The sequence below is a fragment of the Eudoraea adriatica DSM 19308 genome, assembly GCF_000382125.1.
GTDB classification, from domain to species: Bacteria; Bacteroidota; Bacteroidia; order Flavobacteriales; family Flavobacteriaceae; genus Eudoraea; species Eudoraea adriatica.
Genome location: NZ_KB907547.1, coordinates 44,501 through 64,643, shown reverse-complemented (window position 1 = coordinate 64,643; position 20,143 = coordinate 44,501). Strand labels below are relative to the sequence as shown.

The window sequence follows — 20,143 nt, the reverse complement described above, 5'->3', positions numbered from 1 at the left end:
CTTATATTATAATTCCATCCATTAATAGTTGATTTGTTTTATCCGACTTTTCAGCGGCTGTTTTCTTCATGACTTCTATGAATTCTGGGAAGTCTCTTTTAATCCTAAAAAAGGCTTCTGAATCCAGTATAAACACTTCACAGAACGATTTTGAGCGTATAGATGCTGTTCTTTTTTCTTCTAGCATTATGGAAAGATTGCCAAAGTATTCACCTGGACCATATTCGCAGTATACCTCCCCTGAACTCTCATCGAAAATTTGTAGCACTCCTTTAGTAATAAATATCATATCCTTTCCAATATCCCCTGCTCTAGAGATAAAGCTGCCTGGGTTAAAGGTTTCAGCTTTTAGATTGAGAATTAAGATATTCTTTAATTGACTGGAACAATGTTTAAAAAGGGGCACTTCGTTCAGTAAATTTTTTGCTAATTCCTTCATGACCTCAAGTCGCAATGGTTCTGGAAGATTATTTAAAAGTGTTTCTTCGTGATATCCCCTATGATGTTCCCATCGGTACTCAAAATAGTCCCTCACCCTAGAACTTGTGACTTTATCTACTCCTCTTTCGTTAAGATACATTTTAAATGCATCTAAGTCGTTCCAAAATTTCGATTTAAGCGAATCTAAAGAACTTAAAAGCGAAGCAACGTTACCGATAATAAGGGCATACGTTGAAGCTCCAATAAGCATGACCACAATTGTAAACATATATTCATAATTGAGGTGTGGAACAATATCCCCATAGCCAACCGTTGTCATGGTTGTTATCGTCCAATAAATAGACCTTAGGTATTGCGTGAAAATATCAGCTTCCTGAATATTAGAAATGGCCGCCCAACTTTCTTTTGGAAATTTCGAGATGAATGCAGTCAAATACCAACTACATGCGATAAAATGAGATAAGAGGGTTATTACCGAAAGAAACCTAACAATTCTTAGATAACCGGGGTTAAAGGCATAATGTCTTTGCCATCTTTTAATGATAACAAATAATTGCCTAATTCTAACAAGACGAAATAACCTAAACCATAAAATGAAGGAAATTCCGTACCATCCAGATTCTGGAAAAAATAAAACTATAACCTCCAGAGGAAACGCCGCAAAGAAATCAAAAATAAACTCCTTTTTAAAATATCGAGACCTTATTCGCCTTTGGTCCGTTATCTCTTCACCTCCGGCACGAAAGGTTGTATTAGCGTTTATGAAAATAGAGAAGATGAAGAGAAGATCTATTAAATAAATAATTATTGACCCCACAAGATTGGCTGTATGAATAAACGCAATTTGGAATGGAATAATTAGACAGCTTATAACTATTAGGATGGCAATAATTATATCCCAACGTTTTCTCAACTCTCCAAATTCGCTGATAGGCATCAATTTAATTTCAAATATTAGTTAAAGCTTCTTCTAAGGTTTTCTTAACATCAATAATGGCACTAAACCAAGAGATGTCCAAATTTCTTGCACTCAAGCATCTGGAACTGTGTTCGTATCGAGATTTTCCGCTAGATGTACGATTGTCACATCATGAACTTGATTTATATTTACTTCTAGTCCCTTGCCTTTATGCAGAAATATCTTGTTTAATTAAAGTTATAATGTTCTTGTCTACTAGTCTATTATATTCGTAATCGTCCATTAGTGTTTTAACCAGATGAACCCCCAAACCGCCTATCTCTCTCTCCTCTATGGAACGACTAACATCTACAGCTTCATTTTTAAATGGATTAAATGGTATTCCATCATCACTTATAATAAGAATTAGTCGATTTTTTATGAGTTGTACTTCAATTTCAATTTCATGTTCTTCTTCATCATTGTAACCGTATGAAATAATATTGTTCAATAATTCATCAAGAACTATATTGATTTTTTGAATTACAGCGAAAGGTATTTTGTTTTCCAATGCGAATGCTTCATACCACTCTATGGCTTGCGCAATCTGCTTTAGGTCGTTTGTAATATTTATAGATGATACTATACTTGAAGTGAGAGTGGGGCTTTGACAATACTCAATAGACATAACAGTAATATCATCGAATTGATCTGCATCGCCCTCAAATTCTTTTACACTGCTAATTACAAGGTCCGTAAGTGTTTTAGTGGAATCGTATTCTCCGCTTTTAAGTAATTCTTCCAACCTTGGATCGGAATATAACTCCGCATCACTATTATGTGATTCTGTGACCCCATCGGTATAGGAAAATACAATATCGTTTTTTTTCAAGGATAATTTTGTTTCACCATAGGCCATACCTTCCATAGCCCCTACAACAGGACCATGAAGATCACTCAACTTTTTGATCTTTCTACTTTCTTTATTAATTATATAGGACGGGTTATGACCGGCATTTGAGTAGGTGAGTTCACCTGTATTGATATCAAGTATTGCCATAAAAACCGTTATGAACATATAGGCATCATTTTCCTTTGCAATTTCATTGTTCACATGAGTGAGTATACTTGCTGTTGACTTATCATTAACGGCTCTCGATTTTAATAAGGTTTTAGTAACGGCCATCATCAATGCTGCAGGAACCCCTTTTCCAGAAACGTCTCCCATCACCATTCCTAAACGCCCGGAATCTACTTCAAAGAAATCATAAAAATCTCCTCCCACCTCTCTCGCAGGAATCAGTTTTGCATAAAGATTAATACTGTCACTTTGGTATTTTTCTTTTGGCAACATGCTCATTTGAATGGATTGACCTACTTCCAATTCACTCTCCATTCTAGCATTCTGATCCTTTGCTATTCGTAAGTTTTTAAGCGACCGCTCTAGTTCAGTATTTTTAAGTTGAATATCAATTAATAATTCGTTGACAGTTTTGACGTCAAAAACCTTCTTTGCACTTTCTATCTCGTTGACGGCAAATGCATGGACAAATGATGTTTTATCTATCAAAGTATAGGTTTTTTCATTAGATCCAGAGGCAGGCTCAATGCGAAAGGAATCGATTTCCAAGCGATTTTGAAATGTGTCGTTCGTTCCTATAGAAATAGAGCATAATATCTCTGCATGAGCGTTAAGTCTTCTTTTCAGTGCACTCGATAAGGTACTTGCTTTTTGAGTCGAAAACATTTCATCGTCCGTTAAAATAATTAAAGCATCATTTAACTTGTTTCTTAATGAAGTAATATCCTTCTCGGTAGACAATATTTTTTTAAAAAGTATTATCACTTTAATTTATCTTGATTGCTATGCACGATGAATCATCTAAGTCCGTACCGTACTTATTCACAATTCGTCTAGCTATAGTAGAACTTTTCAATGCTTTAAACCTATTCCAATTTTCGATTTCATCCAATTTACTGATTCCATCTGAGCACAATACTACCAGATCTCCAGGTCTTAATATACCCTCGTGATTTTTAGTGGAGCGATACCTCATTCCTAAAATTCCATCGGTGGAGGTTAAGTTTGTAGTACTTTCATTACCAATAATTTTACAGCGTATATTTCCAAGTCCCGAGTAGAAAAACTTCATAGTATTTTTATTAATTACAAGTACTCCTATTGCTGCACCTATGTTTTTTGAAAGACGATCATTTAAATAGGTTATCATTCTAGAAGGATTGGGAGACCAATAGTGTATAAGTTCTTGACCAATGGACTCTGCCATCAAATGTGCCGAATCTCCGTGTCCTATACCGTCTATTAACACGGCATAACTAAAAGAATCGTCATCGTGAAAAAAGGGGAGGTCCCCTGAAACTCTCTCACCAAGAAACGGCCTGTTAAATTGGGATTTTTCTATTTCGTTCATTTTATCCAAATAATAACCTCCAAGGTTGTTCCTTGATTTACTACTGATTTAATTACAAATTCATCCACCAATCTTTTGACTCCCGGCAATCCTAACCCTAATGTACCACTTGTAGAATAATTATCTCTAAGTGCAAGATCAATATCCGGTATACCTGGTCCTTTATCAGCAGCCTTTATTTTAATTCCCAATTGACTTGCCTGTTTAAAGAAACTCGTTTCTATACTACCTTTTTTGGCGTATTTGAGCTGATTATAAGCTAATTCTGATAACACAGTATTAACCTTCATTCGATAGGAATCGGTCAAATTATAAGAATTAAAAAGTTCATCCACTTCACTTTTCATGAAATGGATATCTAATTCGTTCGTAATTAAATGCCTTAACCGACTCATTTGTATATTGATTCGAATGATGCAAGTGCTTGATCCAGACTATTATACGCCTTTATCCCCTTAAAATTAGTTCCTAATATTGCCAAAGATGAAACAATTGGCGCTCCCAATCCAGACAAAACACAGGGATAGCCCATTAGTTTAATTGAGTAAATTATTTTTTTAATCCCTTCAAAATCATCAGCATCGATTATTCTAACCCCCGATAAATCGAGAATAACACCCCTTATAGATTTATTATTAAAGCAAAAATTAAGCAGATCCCTTTTGAGATTGTCCAAAAACTGACTATCCAAATCCATTTGGACGCTAGCTAGCACGCAATCGCTTTGTATTTGTATTACTACTCCCTCTGTCTGCAAAATTCTATGAGATTAACCAGAGATATCCATACCAATAATTCTAAATGCACTCTCTAATGCCCCTTTCATATCAGAAGTGGTCCTAATATCACCTATGTCAATTCCCAATTCAACAATTGTTTGAGCGATAGATGGAGAAACTCCAGAAATAATTGATTCGCAACCCATTAAACGGGTCGCTTTGGTGATTTTTATTAAGTGATTCGCAACGGCTGTATCTACAACGCTTACGCCCGAAATATCCAAAATAAAACATTGTGAATTGGTATCAGAAATTTTGTGCAATGAATTATTCATGATATCCTGGGCTCGCTTTGAATCTATCAAACCAACAACAGGTAGAAAAAGCAAACCTGTCCAAAGTTGCGTTACTGGAGTGGACATCTCCATGAGAGACTTTGTCTGTGCAGCAATCTTAGAGTTTATAATTTCTTCATAGCTCTGAACAATGATCATCATGTCCATGTGGGCCATTTTATTTAAAGCTCTTCTACAGTCCCTGTAATCTTTCTGATTAAGTTTCATGCCATCCAGCATTCCAACAAATAATTCCAGGAATTTATCAACCCCGGCTAAATAGATATCTTGTGGGAGGCCAATTCGAGCATGAACTTGTCCAACCCTTACTCTTTCGCTTAAATAGTCATCATCAAATCTTGCTTCAAAAAAGCGATGCCAAAATTTCTTTTGCAGAGCTATAACTCGTTTCCAATTGTCTTCATCATCAAAAAACTCTTCAAATTCAGGATGCTTTTTTAGCCACTCATACCATTTGTCAACAATTTTATCCATCTGCTTTTTAGCAGGTTCTTTCATTTTCAAAAGAGGAGCAACATCCTTATCAGTCACCCCATAAAGTTCTTTAATTTCCGATATACTTTTTTTCATTATTTCCTATTTAAGTTTTTCCCTTACTTCTTATTACTTCGAAATATATAGTAACCTCATGACCTTTAGTTTCAAGTTCAGATCTCAATTAAGTATTTATTTCTCAAAGTACTTTTTTATAAAGCACTTAAGGCCTCTTCCTCTGTTTCTTTTATATCCAATATGGTACTGAAACCTGATATGTCCAGTATTTCCTGTACAACCTCATTGGCGCCACATAGTTTCAAGGCCCCTCCACTAGCCGTTAATTTCTTCGCTGTAGCGAGGAAAACCCTTAACCCGGCACTACTGACATATTGCGTTTGCCCAAGATTAATGATGATTTTTTTTGTTCCTGACTCCAAATAATCGTTTATACAAGTCTCAGCATCCGGAGCTGTATTCGTATCGAGATTTCCTTTTAAATCGACAACAATCACGTCATTGATCTCTTTTGATAGTACTTCTAATGCCATAATTCTATTTGTTTATGTTATACTTCACTAAGGTGATGATATTTTTATCGGCATGACGCCTATAAGCATATTCATCAACTAAATTTTTGACTATATGTATTCCCAGTCCGCCAATATTGCGTTCATCAATTGAAAGTTTTGTATCGGGGGGGTCATTTCTAAAAGGGTTAAAAGGAACGCCATCATCTGTAAATGTAATAATCAGTCGTTCATTCCTTAATTCCACGTCAACTAGGATTTCATGCTCCGAATCATCCTGAAAACCGTAACTTATTATATTGTTCAGTAATTCATCTAAGGCAATATTGAACTTTTGAATTATACCAAACGACAATTCATTCTTCTCTCCAAACACTTCAAATGCCTCAATAACCTGAGGCATTTGGTTCAATTGATTTTTGATTGTTGCTGAAAAAGAGTTTTTCATCACGTATTCCTTATCACCCAAATATTGTAAAGATAGTGCGGTTATGTCATCAAATTGCTCAGCTTTACCTTGAAATTCAAAAACGCTATCTTCAACAAGATTAATCAAAGTTGTGGGGTCTTTGTATTCACCGTTTTTCAACAAATCAATTAAGCGTGGATCGGAATACAATTCTTCCTTTAGGTTCTGAGCCTCAGTAACACCATCTGTATAGGCGAAAACCATATCGTTTTTGTCAATAGTTACTTTTGTTTCGGTGTAGGTCATATCTTCCATAGCTCCAACTACCGGACCATGTAATTCTCCTAACTTAATGATTTCTTTGTCGGACTTAACGATAAAAGAGGGGTTATGACCTGCATTGGAATACACCATTTCTCCTGTTGATGTATTTAATATTGCAATGAATATGGTGATAAACATATAGGCATCATTGTCTTTTGCAATTTCATTATTGACATGTGTCAAAATACTTGCTGTAGATTTATCATTGCCGGCAGTGGACTTCAACAATGTTTTTGTGACGGCCATCATTAAAGCAGCAGGGACTCCTTTACCCGATACATCTCCAACAACGAAATAAATATGATTATCATCCAAGAATTGGAAATCATAAAAATCACCCCCAACTTCCCTGGCGGGAATCAAATTGGCATAAATATCAATTTCACTACGTTTAGGGAAGGCCGGGAATATTAACGGCAACATGCTCATTTGAATTTCTTTGGCAATATTTAGCTCTCCACTCATTCGTTCGTTCGCTTTGATCAGAATTTCCTCCATTTTTTTGCGTTCGGATATGTCATTTTTAATAGCGACAAACTGATCGATTTCCCCTTTATCATTAATTATTGGTGTGATTGTCATCTCTTCGTAAAAAAGGCTTCCATTTTTTTTCTTATTTATAATTTCACCCTGCCAAGTATCTCCTGCCATAATAGTATCCCACATATTCTTAAAAAAAGATTTGTCCTGTTTGCCAGAATTTATAATTCGCGGTGTTTTACCAACTAATTCTCTCCATGAATATCCGGTTAACTCGGAAAATGCAGGGTTGACCCATACAATTTCACCGGTTATGTTCGTAATAACAACTCCGTTTGCCGCCGATTTAAGAGCGGCTGATTGTGATTTAAGTCTTAACTCTGATTTTTTTTGGTCAGTTAAATCACTCATTAACCCTACATAAAGGCTATTCTTTTCAGTGAGAACTTCGCTAACCTTGAGGCTGGCTGGAAACATACTGCCATCTTTTCGGAGACCATTAACTTCTCGCTCGAATCCTATTATTTTTCTTATGCCCGTTCTTTTATAATTTTCTAAATAGCCATCGTGGGCCTCCTTATGAGGTGAGGGCATTAAATCCTGGATATTTCGCCCTATTATTTCTTCTTTTTTGTATTGAAACATCTTTTCCGCTGATGGGCTAAATGACACAATAATTCCAAGTTCATTGATGATGATCAAAGCATCGGCCAGACTGTCAACAATAGCTTGGGTTTGTTTATTTGCAGTAGAAAGCTCTTTGGTTCTTTCATCCACCTTATCTTCTAACTGATCTTTTGCTTTTACAAGGGCTTTATTAGCCGACTCACCCAAATTGAGGGTAAACAAAATGGCAAATATCATAAGCAATAAAGCTATGCCTATAACTCCGGATATGGTATAAAACATGGTGTTATAAGTAGACAAGCCTTCTTCAACATCAATTTCAACTGTAATTCCTAATCCCAATTTTTCGTCCCATAACCAAGCCCCATATACAGACACACCCCTGTAATCTCTATAACCGCTCATGTTTGTTTCCGACCCACCTTTGGTTGCAGATTTAGCCATATGAGTAAGAGGTTGTTGATCCCTGGGAATATTTGACTGATATCCTGTAACCATGTTGCCTCCAGGATCTCTAATTTCTATATTTAAGATACCTTCTCCATCTTTTGGAATTAAGCCAATCTTCCGTAAATCATCGTCAAATCTACTCTCTGATAAAAGCCTTCCACTAATATCAAAAGCATAACACTCACCTGTTTTACCAATTCTCGACAATTGCAGTACTCTAGAAAACCCCGCCGCCGGATCAATCCTGATAGCTAATGCTGCCAACACTTCTTCTGAATTATTTTTTATTGGAGTAACAAAAAACATAGTTGGCGGCTTAGACGAAGAGTTGCCAACCTTTGTTGAGTCTAAAACTACATCAGATTTAATAGGTGGAATAAAAACTGTATTTCCATTGAAGACCTTATTAATCAGATTCGGTTTTTGGATATATATAAGATTCTCAATGCCAATGTCGCTATTTCTTGAAGAAGCAACATTATTAAATTTTTTGTCTATAATATAAAACCCGACGCTTTGAAGTTTGCCCGATTGTTTATCATAAAAAGACTTCAATTCGGCCAAAGCCTGGGATGATAAGATATCATCATTTTGAAGTTTTAGTATTTTTTCTGTTTCACTCAACAGGTCAGGATCTCTTCCAAGTTGCTCAATAAGAATCCTGTACTGATCCGCCCAACTATTTAACCTCTCATGTGTATTACTTAAAGTTGTTTCAAGACTGATTTCAAGATTTGAAAGTATTCTTTTTTTATTATAATCCAACGCCCACCATCCGATTAAGGATATAATAAGAACGATAATAAACATTCCTAAAACGGATAATATCCTAAATCTTCTGGAACCAAATTCTAAGGATATTTTTTCATTTGAAAATTTCTTTAGGCCGAATCTAATTACTAAAGTTAAAATTATTAACCCTAATAGACTGTATATTAGAATTTCCAACAGTTCATAGGAGGAGATGGAATCATCTTTTTCAGTAGGATATTCAATTGTTCCAAGCCATTTTGCACGAATTCTATCCAGTTCCTCTTTAGGTACCGCATCAAATCCCTTGTCAATTAAGTCACCAAGAACTCGATTCTCTTTTAAAACCCCTATAAAAACCTCAGATGAACCTAAAAACTCTAAGTCGTCTGAATTCAATGTGATATTTGGAAAGTAACTTTGACCTAAATAATAATTTATGACCGCCAGGTCCTCAATCAAAACATCTACCTCTCCTGTTGAAACGTTTTGGAGAGCTTCTTCAATAGAATTTATATATACGAGATTAGCGTTAGGGACATTAGATGCCAGGGCATTTTCAATGTTTGTTCCCTTGAAAACTGCTATATTTTTTCCTTCAAGACTGCTAATAGTGTCATTGTCACTCGAACTATGAATAACTTTTACATAAGGAAGTTTTATATAAGGTTCTGAGAATCTAATATAGGTTTCTCTTTCATCTGTCTTACTAATAGCGGGTAAAACAGTAATTTCTCCACTTTTCAAGGCTTCTAACAGCTCTGACCAAGATAAACCAGAAACATAATTTATTTTTATTCCTATTTCCTTGGCTATTAGATTCATCAGGTCGATACTATATCCCATAGCTTGACCTTCAGAATAAAAATCCATTGGAGGCCAGTATTGATCATTCCCAACATTTATTTCTGGGTTTGCTTCAATCCACGATTTCTCCTCTTCAGTAAATTGCAGTGAGCTGGTCTGCGAAAATGTATTGACAGGAAAAAGTACTAGTAATAAAAGAAGAATAAAGAATCTGTAATTTACGGAACTTATTATATTGAAAATGGTATTAATCATAATTGATGTTCAAAATCAAACATAATTCTGGGTTTTGTTGTAGCAAGCAGATTGATTTTGGATGGTATAAAGTTCGGCATTAACAGCTGTTAATGCCGAACTCATTTTTATTATATTATAGTTAATTATAAATTTCTTCACCGTGTTCTGTAATATCATGCCCTTTTTCCTCAATTATGGCAAAGATACTTGATACTAAATTTTAATAATTTATCGTTTAAACGCCTTACCAACCAACAAAACCGAAAAGTTTCTTTTTCCTGTTTCATTTTGACGATTATAAGAAGCTTCCTCGTTAATAAGTAAATGAGTAAACCCTTTATTTTCAGTAAGTTCCTTAAATTTATCTAAGGCCATATTTTTAATCTTTTTCTTTCCGGCAAAATTTAATCCATAGGTAAACTTTAATGTTAACTCTTCACTACTTGTGAATTGATCAAGATTATCAGAAGAAGTAAGAATCGTAATTTCATGTTTTTGATCTACTAATGATTCGGTATTGGAATTAAAGGCACTTAAAAAGAAAATAGCCATTACTCCAAATAGGTAGTTTTTTAAATTTGTTTTTTTCATGATTATTAGTTTAAAAAATTATGTTTATTTAATTCCTTTTAAAGGATTGACATTTTATATTTCCCTCCGGAAGAGTAACAAAATTTCCTTTTAAATTGGCAATTTTGCTCCATAACCATCAAAAGATTGCATATGATTGACTTTAGTTTTGCCTCTAATGCTAGCAACCGGTTTATATCAATCTAACCTGGTGTAATCAAATTTGAAATAATTTATATTGTTCTATATTTCAGTTAATTATAAATTTCTTCACCATGTTCTGTAATATCGAGCCCTTTTTCCTCTTGCTCAACACTAACTCTCACACCTATTGTTGCTTTTATTAATCTAAATAATAAATACCCTAAGCCAAAGGCCCATACGAAGACCGCTCCAACTCCAAGTAATTGAGTTAACAATAAATCGGTGCCCCCACCATTCAATAGACCTCCATCTATGGCAAAAACACCTACTAAAATTGTACCCAGAGCACCGCAAACGCCGTGAACAGAAACTGCACCAACCGGATCGTCGACCTTTAGTACCTTATCGACGAATTCAACTGCAAATACAAGTACTGTGCCGGAAATCATACCAATTAGAATGGCACCTCCTGGCGATACGATATCACAGCCCGCTGTAATACCAACCAGTCCTGCTAATGCACCATTCATTGTAATACTCAAAGCTGGTTTTTTATATCTAAACCAGGATACTATTAAGGATAACATGGCACCAGAAACAGCAGAAAGATTAGTTGTTAAAAAAATATGTGCTATTGCTGTGGCATTGTCTTGTCCAGAAGCAGCTAATTGTGAACCTGCATTAAAACCAAACCATCCAAACCATAAAATAAAAACACCAAGTGCACCGAAAGCAAGATTGTGACCAGGTATCGCTCTCGATTTCCCATTAGCACCATATTTACCTAGACGTGGCCCAACTATCATAGCACCGGCTAAACCTACCCAAGCACCAACGGAGTGCACTACTGTGGATCCCGCAAAGTCATGAAAGCCCATTTCTGATAACCAGCCACCACCCCATATCCAATGACCTGAAATCGGATAAATAAAAGCCGTTATTATTACTGAAAAAATTAAATATGCAGAAAACTTCGTGCGTTCAGCAATAGCTCCAGAAACAATAGTTGCCGCAGTGGCTGCAAAAACTGTTTGAAAGATCAGACTTGCTTTGAACGGTATTCCATCGATTTCATTACTATTGCTCATAAAATCTACCATCCCCATAAATCCAGCCATATCTTCACCAAACATAAGTGAAAATCCAAAAATCCAAAATATTATTGATCCAGTTGAAAAATCTACAAAATTCTTCATCAAAATATTAATAGAATTTTTTGCTCTTGTTAAACCGATCTCAACAAGAGCAAAACCAGCTTGCATTAACATGACCATAGCAGATGCTACTAATACCCAAATTGTATCTATACCTACATTTTCCATTTCGCTTATATTTTCTCAATTAATTTATCACTACCATCACTATTTTTAACCATAAAAGCTTGTGTTAACTTAAATACACCTATAAGGGAATCATCTGCATCTCCAGTCGTGCCAGTATTCACTATAATATCTAAAACATTCTTAACATCCTTATCATTAATGTAAATTGAAAAATCAATTCTTTCTGAAGAGATTGTATCAAATTCAACACCACGATAAAACCTTTTTTCAGATTTTTTACTTATACACCTAGTTAGATGATAATTAAATGATTCAAATCCTTCCTTAATTAAAGTTCGTTTTACCTCTTTGAATTTAGATTTCCTAATTTTAGCTTCAATTTTTATCATATTGCTAATTTTTATTAGTTAAATAAATGTATACCGCAAAATAAACCATTATAAATTGCAACCTTCATAATGGTTTGCGTTTATTTTATTATTATAGATGCTTTTTTTTTAACAAATAATTATCATTTAAAGCAATATTTGTTACATTACACGCATATTGTGTAATAAATGAAGAATGAACTTTTCAAAAATAACAGCATTTATATATTTTTCAATTGTTTTAAGTACTTACGCTCAAGATACTATATTTAGGCAGTCACATAATTTTGGCCAGTACGTAAATAACATATCAACTGATGGCAATAATCTATTTCTAAGAATTGGTGATTCAATCTATGATTATCGAAATGGAAGATTGAATTATTTAGAGCCAGGAGCATTAAGGTTTTCAATTATTAATAAAAATTATGTTGGGAATGGTTTTTTTTGGAGTCATGGTATGCAGATCTTAGATGAATATCGCGTTTCTGAAACTCTAGTCAGAGACATACTGCCTGGACGATACAATGCCTTAATAACTAAAGCGAGAATTGATAATACTCTCTACTTATGTTACAACGGAAATGTTTTAGAGTATCATATTAATATGCTGACCAATTTAAAATATAAAGGCAAATCCGTACGTCATATATATTCTGATGATGGTTTACGCATCATTTCAACATATTCTGGCGTTTTTGGGGGAGAGTTGATCGCCCATGATAAATTCGACGGGAAAAAGATTGGGGCCTATTCCAATGGTGAATTTGTAAGGGTGGGATCGAACTATTTTCTCTGTCGTGACAATCAATTGTTCAAATATGATAGGGCTACTAACAAATTAGATATTTTTAAGATATTTCCGCTGTCAAATGAGATTATACAACTTATAGAATTCGGAGACAATATTTTTATAATTTTTCATAATGGCGTAGCCATATTTAACCTGGAGACAAAAGAGGCCTCTACATTTCTAATCGAGGATGAAATAACTAGAGCCATTAGTATAGATTCAGAATTGATTACAATATCTAGAACAGGAGCCATTTATCGAATATCAAATCAATTAAATATAAAGAAAATTCAAACCAATTATTCCTTTGAAGATATTGAAATTGTAAATGATGATATTTTAATTGGAGGTAAATCAGGATTGTTTATACTTTCAGAAGATGAGGTCAAGCAAATTAGCAATTCAACTGAATTTTATGAACTGCTTGATTTTAAAGGAAATTTAATTTTCTCCAACTTCCAAGGTCTGTATGCATGGGTTAATTCCTTAAAAATTCCAATTGTCTCTAAAACGGAATTTAATAGACATGCTTTGAATTATGATAAAGAGCTATTGTACGCAGGGTCAATAAATGGGCTGTATGTAATCTCTGCTAATTCTTTAGAAGCTTGGTTAAATAACCATTATAATTTGCAAATAGTTGATTACAAGAAAAATCAAAATGGGCTTAACCCATACATATATGGAATTTTGATTTTATTGGTTATAATGACATCTATAATACTTTTTAGACAAAAATATTATGCCAAACAGGAACCAAATAATTTATTTAGACAAAATGAAATTTCGATTGAGAATCTTAAAACAATAATTAAAGAAAATAATATTCTCTCAGTAGAGCAACTGTCTAATCACATCAAGATTTCAAGAGTTCAATTAAATAGAAAACTTTCAAAGAAGGGAAAAACAACTTTGGAGGTCCTAATAGATTGCAAAAAAGAAACAGCTATTGAAATGTATCAAAATGGCCTTTCTATTAAAGACATTTCTAAAAGAGTAGGTTATAGTGAGAGATATATAAAGGAGAAATTTTTAAATAAATCTAAAACCATTTAATTTAATAATTTTAGTTTGTAAAAGAAGCACCAGGCTAATTAAAAACTTATGATATCACAAAACTATCGACTCTACGAAAAATGCTACTTTTAAGACTATTCGGACAATATTCGGGAAGAAAAAAAGTCAATTATTTGTTTATCAAATAATTGACTTTAATATTAGTAGCGGGGACTGGATTCATTTCATGGCTTCGCATGAAATGGGCCTTGGGGGTGGCTTTACAAAGAAAGCTACCAACCTCGCTAAACCGATGCTGTTTCTTTTCCTTCGTTCAAAAGCTCAAGTAAACTTGGTTTTTCGCAAAGAAAGTGATAGATATTCAGCACAACTATTGAGATTTGAATTTCAATAAAGGACTGGATTGCTTCCTCTCCACTTTCGTTAAAACTTAAGCGGATCGGAAGCGGCCTGGGGAGTGGCTTTACAAAGAAAACCAATAGCGCAAGGCGCTATCTATTTTTTTATTTCACAAAACGACTCAAGCAAGCTTGGCCGTTTGTTCCATAAAAAAACCAGATACTTTCATATCTGGTTTTCTTTGTAGCGGGGACTGGACTCGAACCAGCGACCTTCGGGTTATGAGCCCGACGAGCTACCTACTGCTCTACCCCGCGATGTGAACTTTCAATATTTTTACTGGCAGTGTTTTTTATTCTTTTCCCAAGGTCGAGTAGGTACCCTGTCCTGAGGAATCGAAGGATACTGCTCTACCCCGCGATGTGAACTTTCAATATTTTTACTGGCAGTGTTTTTTATTCTTTTCCCAAGGTCGAGTAGGTACCCTGTCCTGAGGAATCGAAGGATACTGCTCTACCCCGCGATGTGGACGGCAAATATACGATGCTTTTTTAGTTATATCAAAACTTCATGCCGGAATTATTTATCCCAGGACACATCCCAAAAGCTTAAATTGTATAACTTCGGGGCTTAAGTTTATTTATGAAGATATTCAATGACTTTTTAGCAGCCGTGCTTCCCTATACGGAATGGGTAATGCTCTTTTTAATAGTCGGCGGAGGGCTTTACCTGGTTGCCTACTCCAAATTGCTCCCATATCGCTATTTTAAACACGCAATTTTAATAACCTCAGGGAAATACGATAATCCCGATGATCCGGGTGAGGTAAGTCATCTCCAGGCACTGTCTTCAGCAGTTGCGGCTACCGTAGGGTTGGGGAATATTTCAGGGGTGGCTATTGCCATCTATCTGGGTGGTCCGGGTGTTGTATTCTGGATCTGGATGACAGCACTGGTAGGGATGTGCATCAAATTCTATTCCTGCAGCCTTGCAATAATGTACCGGGATAAGGATAGTGCCGGAAATTTGCAGGGCGGCCCCATGTATTATATAACGATGGGAATGGGCAAAAAAGCAAGGCCTTTGGCAGTCTTCTTTTGTATTGCAGGACTTTTTGGAGTGCTGCCTGCTTTTACCACAAACCAGTTTACACAAACCCTGATGGGGGTCATTAACCCCAACGAAACTATTGCGGTTTTTGGTGAATTCAATTGGAAATTTGGCATTGGTATTGTGTTGAGTATCATAACCTCTTTTGTTATTTTCGGTGGCTTAAAGAAAATTGCAAAAGTAGCTACGGCAATTGTTCCTTTTATGGTCCTTTTGTATTTGTTCGCTGTTATAGTAATTATGGCTATGAATGCGGGGGAAATCTGGCCCTCTTTAAAGCTAATTCTTGCAGAAGCATTTAATTTCAAAACAGCTGTTCAGGGAGGTTTATGGGGTCTCATAATCATTGGGATAAGACGGGCCGTTTTTTCCAATGAATCCGGAGTGGGTAACGCACCAATGTACCACGGGCAATCCAAAACTACGGAGCCTGTTCAGGAAGGGTTGGTTGCCATGTTAGGACCCTTTATAGATACTATAGTTGTGTGCACCTTAACAGCAGTGGTTATTATTTTAAGTGGCGCCTATTTGGATGCGGAGAGCAATGGGATTGTTATGACCCTGATTGCGTTTAAGAAATCGCTCTTTGGTTATGGGGATGTGCTATTAATGGTTATTGTCTCTGCCTTTGCATTGTCAACACTCTTTACATATTCTTACTATGGCACCAAATGCCTATCGTTTTTAACCAATGTTAAAGTGGGGAAACTGTATAATTATATTTACGTGGGTAGTATTACTTTTGCAGCGGTGGCTTCTGTAGATCTTGTGGTGAATTTAATTGACCTGTCTTTTGCACTTATGGTAATCCCTAATATGATTGCGGTGCTCTATTTGTCGCCAAGAGTTAATATAGCTATGAAAACTTATTTTTCTAAAATCAACGTATAATGGCCCACAAAGCAGGTTTTGTAAATATTATCGGGAATCCCAATGTGGGGAAATCTACCCTTATGAATGCTTTTATAGGGGAAAAGCTGTCTATTATCACTGCTAAAGCCCAGACCACCAGGCATCGCATCCTGGGAATTGTGAACGGTGAGGATTTCCAGGTGATACTTTCGGATACGCCCGGCATTATTAAACCTGCCTATGAATTGCAGGATTCAATGATGAAATTTGTAAAATCGGCCTTTGAAGACGCGGATATTCTGATTTACATGGTCGAGATTGGTGAAAAAGGATTAAAGGACACTTCTTTTCTTGAAAAGCTAAAAAATACTAAGATTCCGGTGCTGCTTTTGCTTAATAAAATTGATGCTTCGGATCAACACACACTTGAAGAGCAAATAAGGTACTGGCAGGAACAACTTCCTTCTGCAGAGATACATCCAATTTCTGCCCTGCGAAACTTCAATGTAAAAGAAGTATTTGAACGTATTTTGGAATTATTGCCGGAAGCTCCTCCTTATTTTCCAAAGGATCAGTTAACGGATAAACCGGAACGTTTTTTTGTTAACGAAATTATACGTGAAAAAATTCTGGAATATTATAAAAAGGAGATTCCCTATTCTGTTGAGATCGAAACAGAAGAATTTTTGGAGGATGAAAAGATAATCCGGATAAGATCCGTAATTATGGTAGAGCGCGATTCTCAAAAAGGAATAATAATCGGGCATAAAGGTGCTGCCCTAAAACGGGTAGGAATCGCTGCCAGAAAGGATCTGGAAAAATTCTTTGACAAACAGGTCCATATTGAACTATATGTAAAAGTGAACAAAAACTGGCGAAGCGACCCGAGACAACTTCGAAGGTTTGGGTACGATCAAAAGTAAATTAATGTAATTTTAAAACCTCCCGCATGAAATGGAACAACTGGTTCATTTGCGGTTTGCCTTTTCTCCTGCCTGCCCTGCCAAAAGCATATAAAACAAACCACAGGACAACCATAAATATCATGGCGCCCAGTTGTAATCCATAGGATTTATCTAAAGAAGCACTGGAATACGCCCAGATACCGAAGATTATAAAAAATGTTCCCACCCCAAAATGTAAAAACATAAAAAATGTCCAGAGCGTGGGGTTAGGGCCAAAAAGCCCATATACTTTGCAGTTTTCAGTATCTATTTCATTAATTTCCAAATGCAATTGTGGCGACCAGAAATGAACCTCTTTCTTTTGGAATTTTATAAAGACATGATCATCTACCCTGTTAATCAGAAAGGGTTCCTTATTTTTTTTCTCAAAAGATACCAGGGCACTTTCCTTTGGTTGTGAGAGCTCCAGCTGAAACCTTGGCCTTAGAACAATATCGTTAGGCAGTTTTTTCATAAGCAGTTAATTGAAAATTCTAAATAATATTCTTTTCTAAAGCATTGAATAATACCATTACAATATATATTAGTATATTTGAAATATCGATGAACGGTACGGTTTAATCGATAAATTACCAAAATTGATTCTTAAGATGAAAGATATAATAATTTTTGGTGCATCAGGTCATGGTAGCTCTGTTTTAGATTGTATTGAAAAAGAAGGTAAATATAAGGTTGCGGGATTCTTAGATTCGTTTAAGAAAAAAGGCAGTAAGCACAATGGATACCCAATTTTGGGCTCTGAATATGAACTTCCTTTTTTGATCAATAAGTATAATCTTAGAGAGGGCATAGTCGCTGTTGGGGATAATTGGTCAAGAAGTATCCTAGTCAAAAAGATTACTAAAATTGTACCAGATTTTAACTTCATTTCATCAATTCACCCTAATACTGTGATTGGTAATAATGTGACTATTGGTTCAGGAGTTGTTATTATGCCGGGAGTAATAATAAATTCAAATTCAACAATAGGAAATCATTGTATTTTAAATACATTGTCTTCTCTAGATCATGATGGTAATATGCATGAATTTTCCAGTTTGGCCCCTGGAGTATGTACAGGAGGAAATTTTGAATTAGGCGGTTATTCAGCTATTTGTTTAGGGGCTCAAATTATAGAGAATATTAAAATAGGGGAACATACTGTTGTGGGTGCTGGGGCTTTAGTGTTAAATAATCTTGGAAGCCATTTATTGTCTTATGGCTCACCATCTAAGATTATCAGAAATAGATCTATTGGAGAATCTTACTTATCACTTAATAGAAAAACGTTAAAGTCTGCAATTTCATCGACCCATTATAATCAAATATTTCGCGTTAAATAAGCATTATTGTTTTTTGAACATTAAATTTTGCCTTATAAAGAAATTCAATTATTCCCTGGATTAGTACTACCTTTGCACCCTAATTTGCAAGTATGGGCGCCATAGTAGCCATAGTAGGGAGGCCGAATGTTGGAAAATCTACATTCTTTAATCGATTAATACAAAGACGTGAAGCCATCGTAGATGCGGTAAGCGGAGTAACCCGGGACAGGCACTATGGAAAGAGTGACTGGAATGGGAAGGAATTTTCGTTAATAGATACCGGAGGCTATGTCCTTGGCAGTGATGATATCTTTGAACAGGAAATAGACAAGCAGGTAGAACTGGCTATTGATGAGGCAGATGCCATAATTTTTATGGTAGATGTAGAAACCGGAGTCACTGGTATGGATGAGGATGTAGCCAATTTATTGCGCCGTGCTAAAAAACCTGTTTTTTTGGCAGTAAATAAGGTTGATAATGCAAAACGGGCAGAGGATGCTGTAGAATTTTATTCACTCGGATTAGGAGATTATTACAACCTTTCCAGCATTAATGGCAGCGGCACAGGTGAATTACTGGATGCCCTTGTTGAAATATTGCCTGAAAGCGAAGAAGCAGACGATGAGCTTCCAAGGTTTGCAGTCGTAGGAAGGCCCAATGCAGGGAAGTCTTCTTTTATCAATGCATTGATAGGTGAAGAAAGGTATATTGTTACCGATATCGCAGGGACTACACGAGATAGTATAGACACAAAATACAACCGCTTTGGCTTTGAGTTTAATTTGGTAGATACCGCAGGGATTCGACGCAAAGCAAAGGTAAAAGAGGATCTTGAATTTTATTCCGTTATGCGCTCGGTGAGAGCCATAGAGCATTGTGATGTTTGTTTGCTTTTATTCGATGCTACCCGTGGATTTGACGGACAGGTAGCAAACATTTTCTGGCTTGCACAGCGCAACCACAAAGGAATAGTTATCCTTGTTAATAAATGGGATCTGGTAGAGAAGGATACCCACGCTGTTAAGCTATACACCCAAAGAATAAAGCAGGCCATTGAACCGTTTACGGACGTGCCTATCCTTTTTATATCAGTTCTGACCAAGCAGCGAATCTTTAAAGCCATAGAAACGGCTGTTGAGGTTTATAAGAACCGTTCTAAACGAATAGCGACCCGCAAACTGAATGATGTTTTGCTCCCTATAATTGAGCATACCCCGCCTCCGGCCTATAAGGGAAAATATGTAAAAATTAAATATATTACCCAACTCCCCACTCCTTATCCGCAATTTGCGTTCTTCTGCAACCTTCCCCAGTATGTCCGGGAACCCTATAAACGATTTCTGGAGAATAAACTGCGTGAGAATTTTGAATTTACGGGCGTGCCCGTAACCATCTTTATGAGAAAAAAATAGCCTTAAGATTTTGGTTCTTTTGTAACAATTTTGCATTTTGTTATTCTTTAGC

Annotated in this window: 17 protein-coding genes and 1 tRNA gene; 5 read left to right on the top strand and 13 right to left on the bottom strand. The window is 35.7% G+C overall.

Features of this window, described 5'->3' with window-relative positions; genetic code table 11:
- Position 1: 1 nt before the first annotated feature.
- The 11 genes from G504_RS0103890 to G504_RS18235 all read right to left on the bottom strand — a co-directional run bounded on the left by G504_RS0103890 (position 2) and on the right by G504_RS18235 (position 12,320).
- Positions 2-1,378, bottom strand: coding sequence for an ion transporter (locus tag G504_RS0103890; RefSeq protein ID WP_019668828.1), 1,377 nt, complete (start codon positions 1,376-1,378; stop codon positions 2-4).
- 190 nt (positions 1,379-1,568) lie between these two features.
- Positions 1,569-3,185: an ATP-binding SpoIIE family protein phosphatase gene (locus G504_RS0103885; protein WP_051089560.1), complete on the bottom strand. Its 1,617-nt coding sequence runs from the start codon at positions 3,183-3,185 to the stop codon at positions 1,569-1,571.
- 1 nt (position 3,186) lies between these two features.
- Positions 3,187-3,771 carry a SpoIIE family protein phosphatase gene (locus G504_RS0103880; RefSeq protein ID WP_019668826.1) on the bottom strand — a complete coding sequence of 195 codons (585 nt, stop codon included), beginning with the start codon at positions 3,769-3,771 and terminating at the stop codon, positions 3,187-3,189.
- A complete protein-coding gene (locus tag G504_RS0103875; protein ID WP_019668825.1) occupies positions 3,768-4,118 on the bottom strand; it encodes an anti-sigma regulatory factor in 351 nt (116 codons plus the stop codon). The genes G504_RS0103880 and G504_RS0103875 overlap by 4 nt, the downstream gene beginning before the upstream one ends.
- Positions 4,119-4,162: 44 nt before the next feature.
- Positions 4,163-4,528 (bottom strand): STAS domain-containing protein, encoded by a 366-nt coding sequence (locus G504_RS0103870; RefSeq protein WP_019668824.1) that lies wholly within the window; start codon positions 4,526-4,528, stop codon positions 4,163-4,165.
- A gap of 12 nt (positions 4,529-4,540) precedes the next feature.
- On the bottom strand, positions 4,541-5,416 hold the full coding sequence (locus tag G504_RS0103865) for a protoglobin domain-containing protein (protein WP_019668823.1): 876 nt from the start codon (positions 5,414-5,416) through the stop codon (positions 4,541-4,543).
- A gap of 116 nt (positions 5,417-5,532) precedes the next feature.
- Positions 5,533-5,871: an STAS domain-containing protein gene (locus tag G504_RS0103860; RefSeq protein WP_019668822.1), complete on the bottom strand. Its 339-nt coding sequence runs from the start codon at positions 5,869-5,871 to the stop codon at positions 5,533-5,535.
- A 4-nt stretch (positions 5,872-5,875) separates the two neighbouring features.
- Positions 5,876-9,952 (bottom strand): SpoIIE family protein phosphatase, encoded by a 4,077-nt coding sequence (locus G504_RS19080; RefSeq protein ID WP_019668821.1) that lies wholly within the window; start codon positions 9,950-9,952, stop codon positions 5,876-5,878.
- A 210-nt stretch (positions 9,953-10,162) separates the two neighbouring features.
- Positions 10,163-10,525: a hypothetical protein gene (locus G504_RS0103845; RefSeq protein WP_019668819.1), complete on the bottom strand. Its 363-nt coding sequence runs from the start codon at positions 10,523-10,525 to the stop codon at positions 10,163-10,165.
- A 233-nt stretch (positions 10,526-10,758) separates the two neighbouring features.
- Positions 10,759-11,970, bottom strand: a complete 1,212-nt coding sequence (locus tag G504_RS0103835; RefSeq protein ID WP_019668818.1) for an ammonium transporter — start codon at positions 11,968-11,970, stop codon at positions 10,759-10,761.
- Between the two features lie 5 nt (positions 11,971-11,975).
- Positions 11,976-12,320: a P-II family nitrogen regulator gene (locus G504_RS18235; protein ID WP_019668817.1), complete on the bottom strand. Its 345-nt coding sequence runs from the start codon at positions 12,318-12,320 to the stop codon at positions 11,976-11,978.
- 175 nt (positions 12,321-12,495) lie between these two features.
- On the opposite strand from G504_RS18235, the gene G504_RS0103825 reads away from it, so the two are divergent.
- Complete coding sequence (locus tag G504_RS0103825; protein WP_019668816.1) at positions 12,496-14,148, top strand: helix-turn-helix domain-containing protein; 1,653 nt, start codon at positions 12,496-12,498, stop codon at positions 14,146-14,148.
- 544 nt (positions 14,149-14,692) lie between these two features.
- Here G504_RS0103825 and G504_RS0103815 read toward each other — a convergent pair.
- A tRNA-Met gene (locus G504_RS0103815) sits at positions 14,693-14,765 on the bottom strand.
- Positions 14,766-15,090: 325 nt separating this feature from the next.
- Here G504_RS0103815 and G504_RS0103810 point away from each other — a divergent pair.
- Complete coding sequence (locus G504_RS0103810) at positions 15,091-16,449, top strand: alanine/glycine:cation symporter family protein (protein ID WP_019668814.1); 1,359 nt, start codon at positions 15,091-15,093, stop codon at positions 16,447-16,449.
- On the top strand, positions 16,449-17,333 hold the full coding sequence (gene era / locus G504_RS0103805) for a GTPase Era (RefSeq protein ID WP_019668813.1): 885 nt from the start codon (positions 16,449-16,451) through the stop codon (positions 17,331-17,333). The genes G504_RS0103810 and era overlap by 1 nt, the downstream gene beginning before the upstream one ends.
- Before the next feature lies 1 nt (position 17,334).
- Here the strand turns inward: era and G504_RS0103800 are convergent, their stop codons facing one another.
- Positions 17,335-17,829, bottom strand: a complete 495-nt coding sequence (locus tag G504_RS0103800; RefSeq protein ID WP_019668812.1) for a hypothetical protein — start codon at positions 17,827-17,829, stop codon at positions 17,335-17,337.
- 136 nt (positions 17,830-17,965) lie between these two features.
- On the opposite strand from G504_RS0103800, the gene G504_RS0103795 reads away from it, so the two are divergent.
- Together G504_RS0103795 and der are read left to right on the top strand one after the other, a co-directional pair.
- Entirely contained in the window at positions 17,966-18,697 is a 732-nt protein-coding gene (locus G504_RS0103795; RefSeq protein WP_019668811.1) for an acetyltransferase, read from the top strand.
- A gap of 92 nt (positions 18,698-18,789) precedes the next feature.
- Complete coding sequence (der, locus tag G504_RS0103790) at positions 18,790-20,091, top strand: ribosome biogenesis GTPase Der (RefSeq protein WP_019668810.1); 1,302 nt, start codon at positions 18,790-18,792, stop codon at positions 20,089-20,091.
- Positions 20,092-20,143 lie beyond the last annotated feature (52 nt).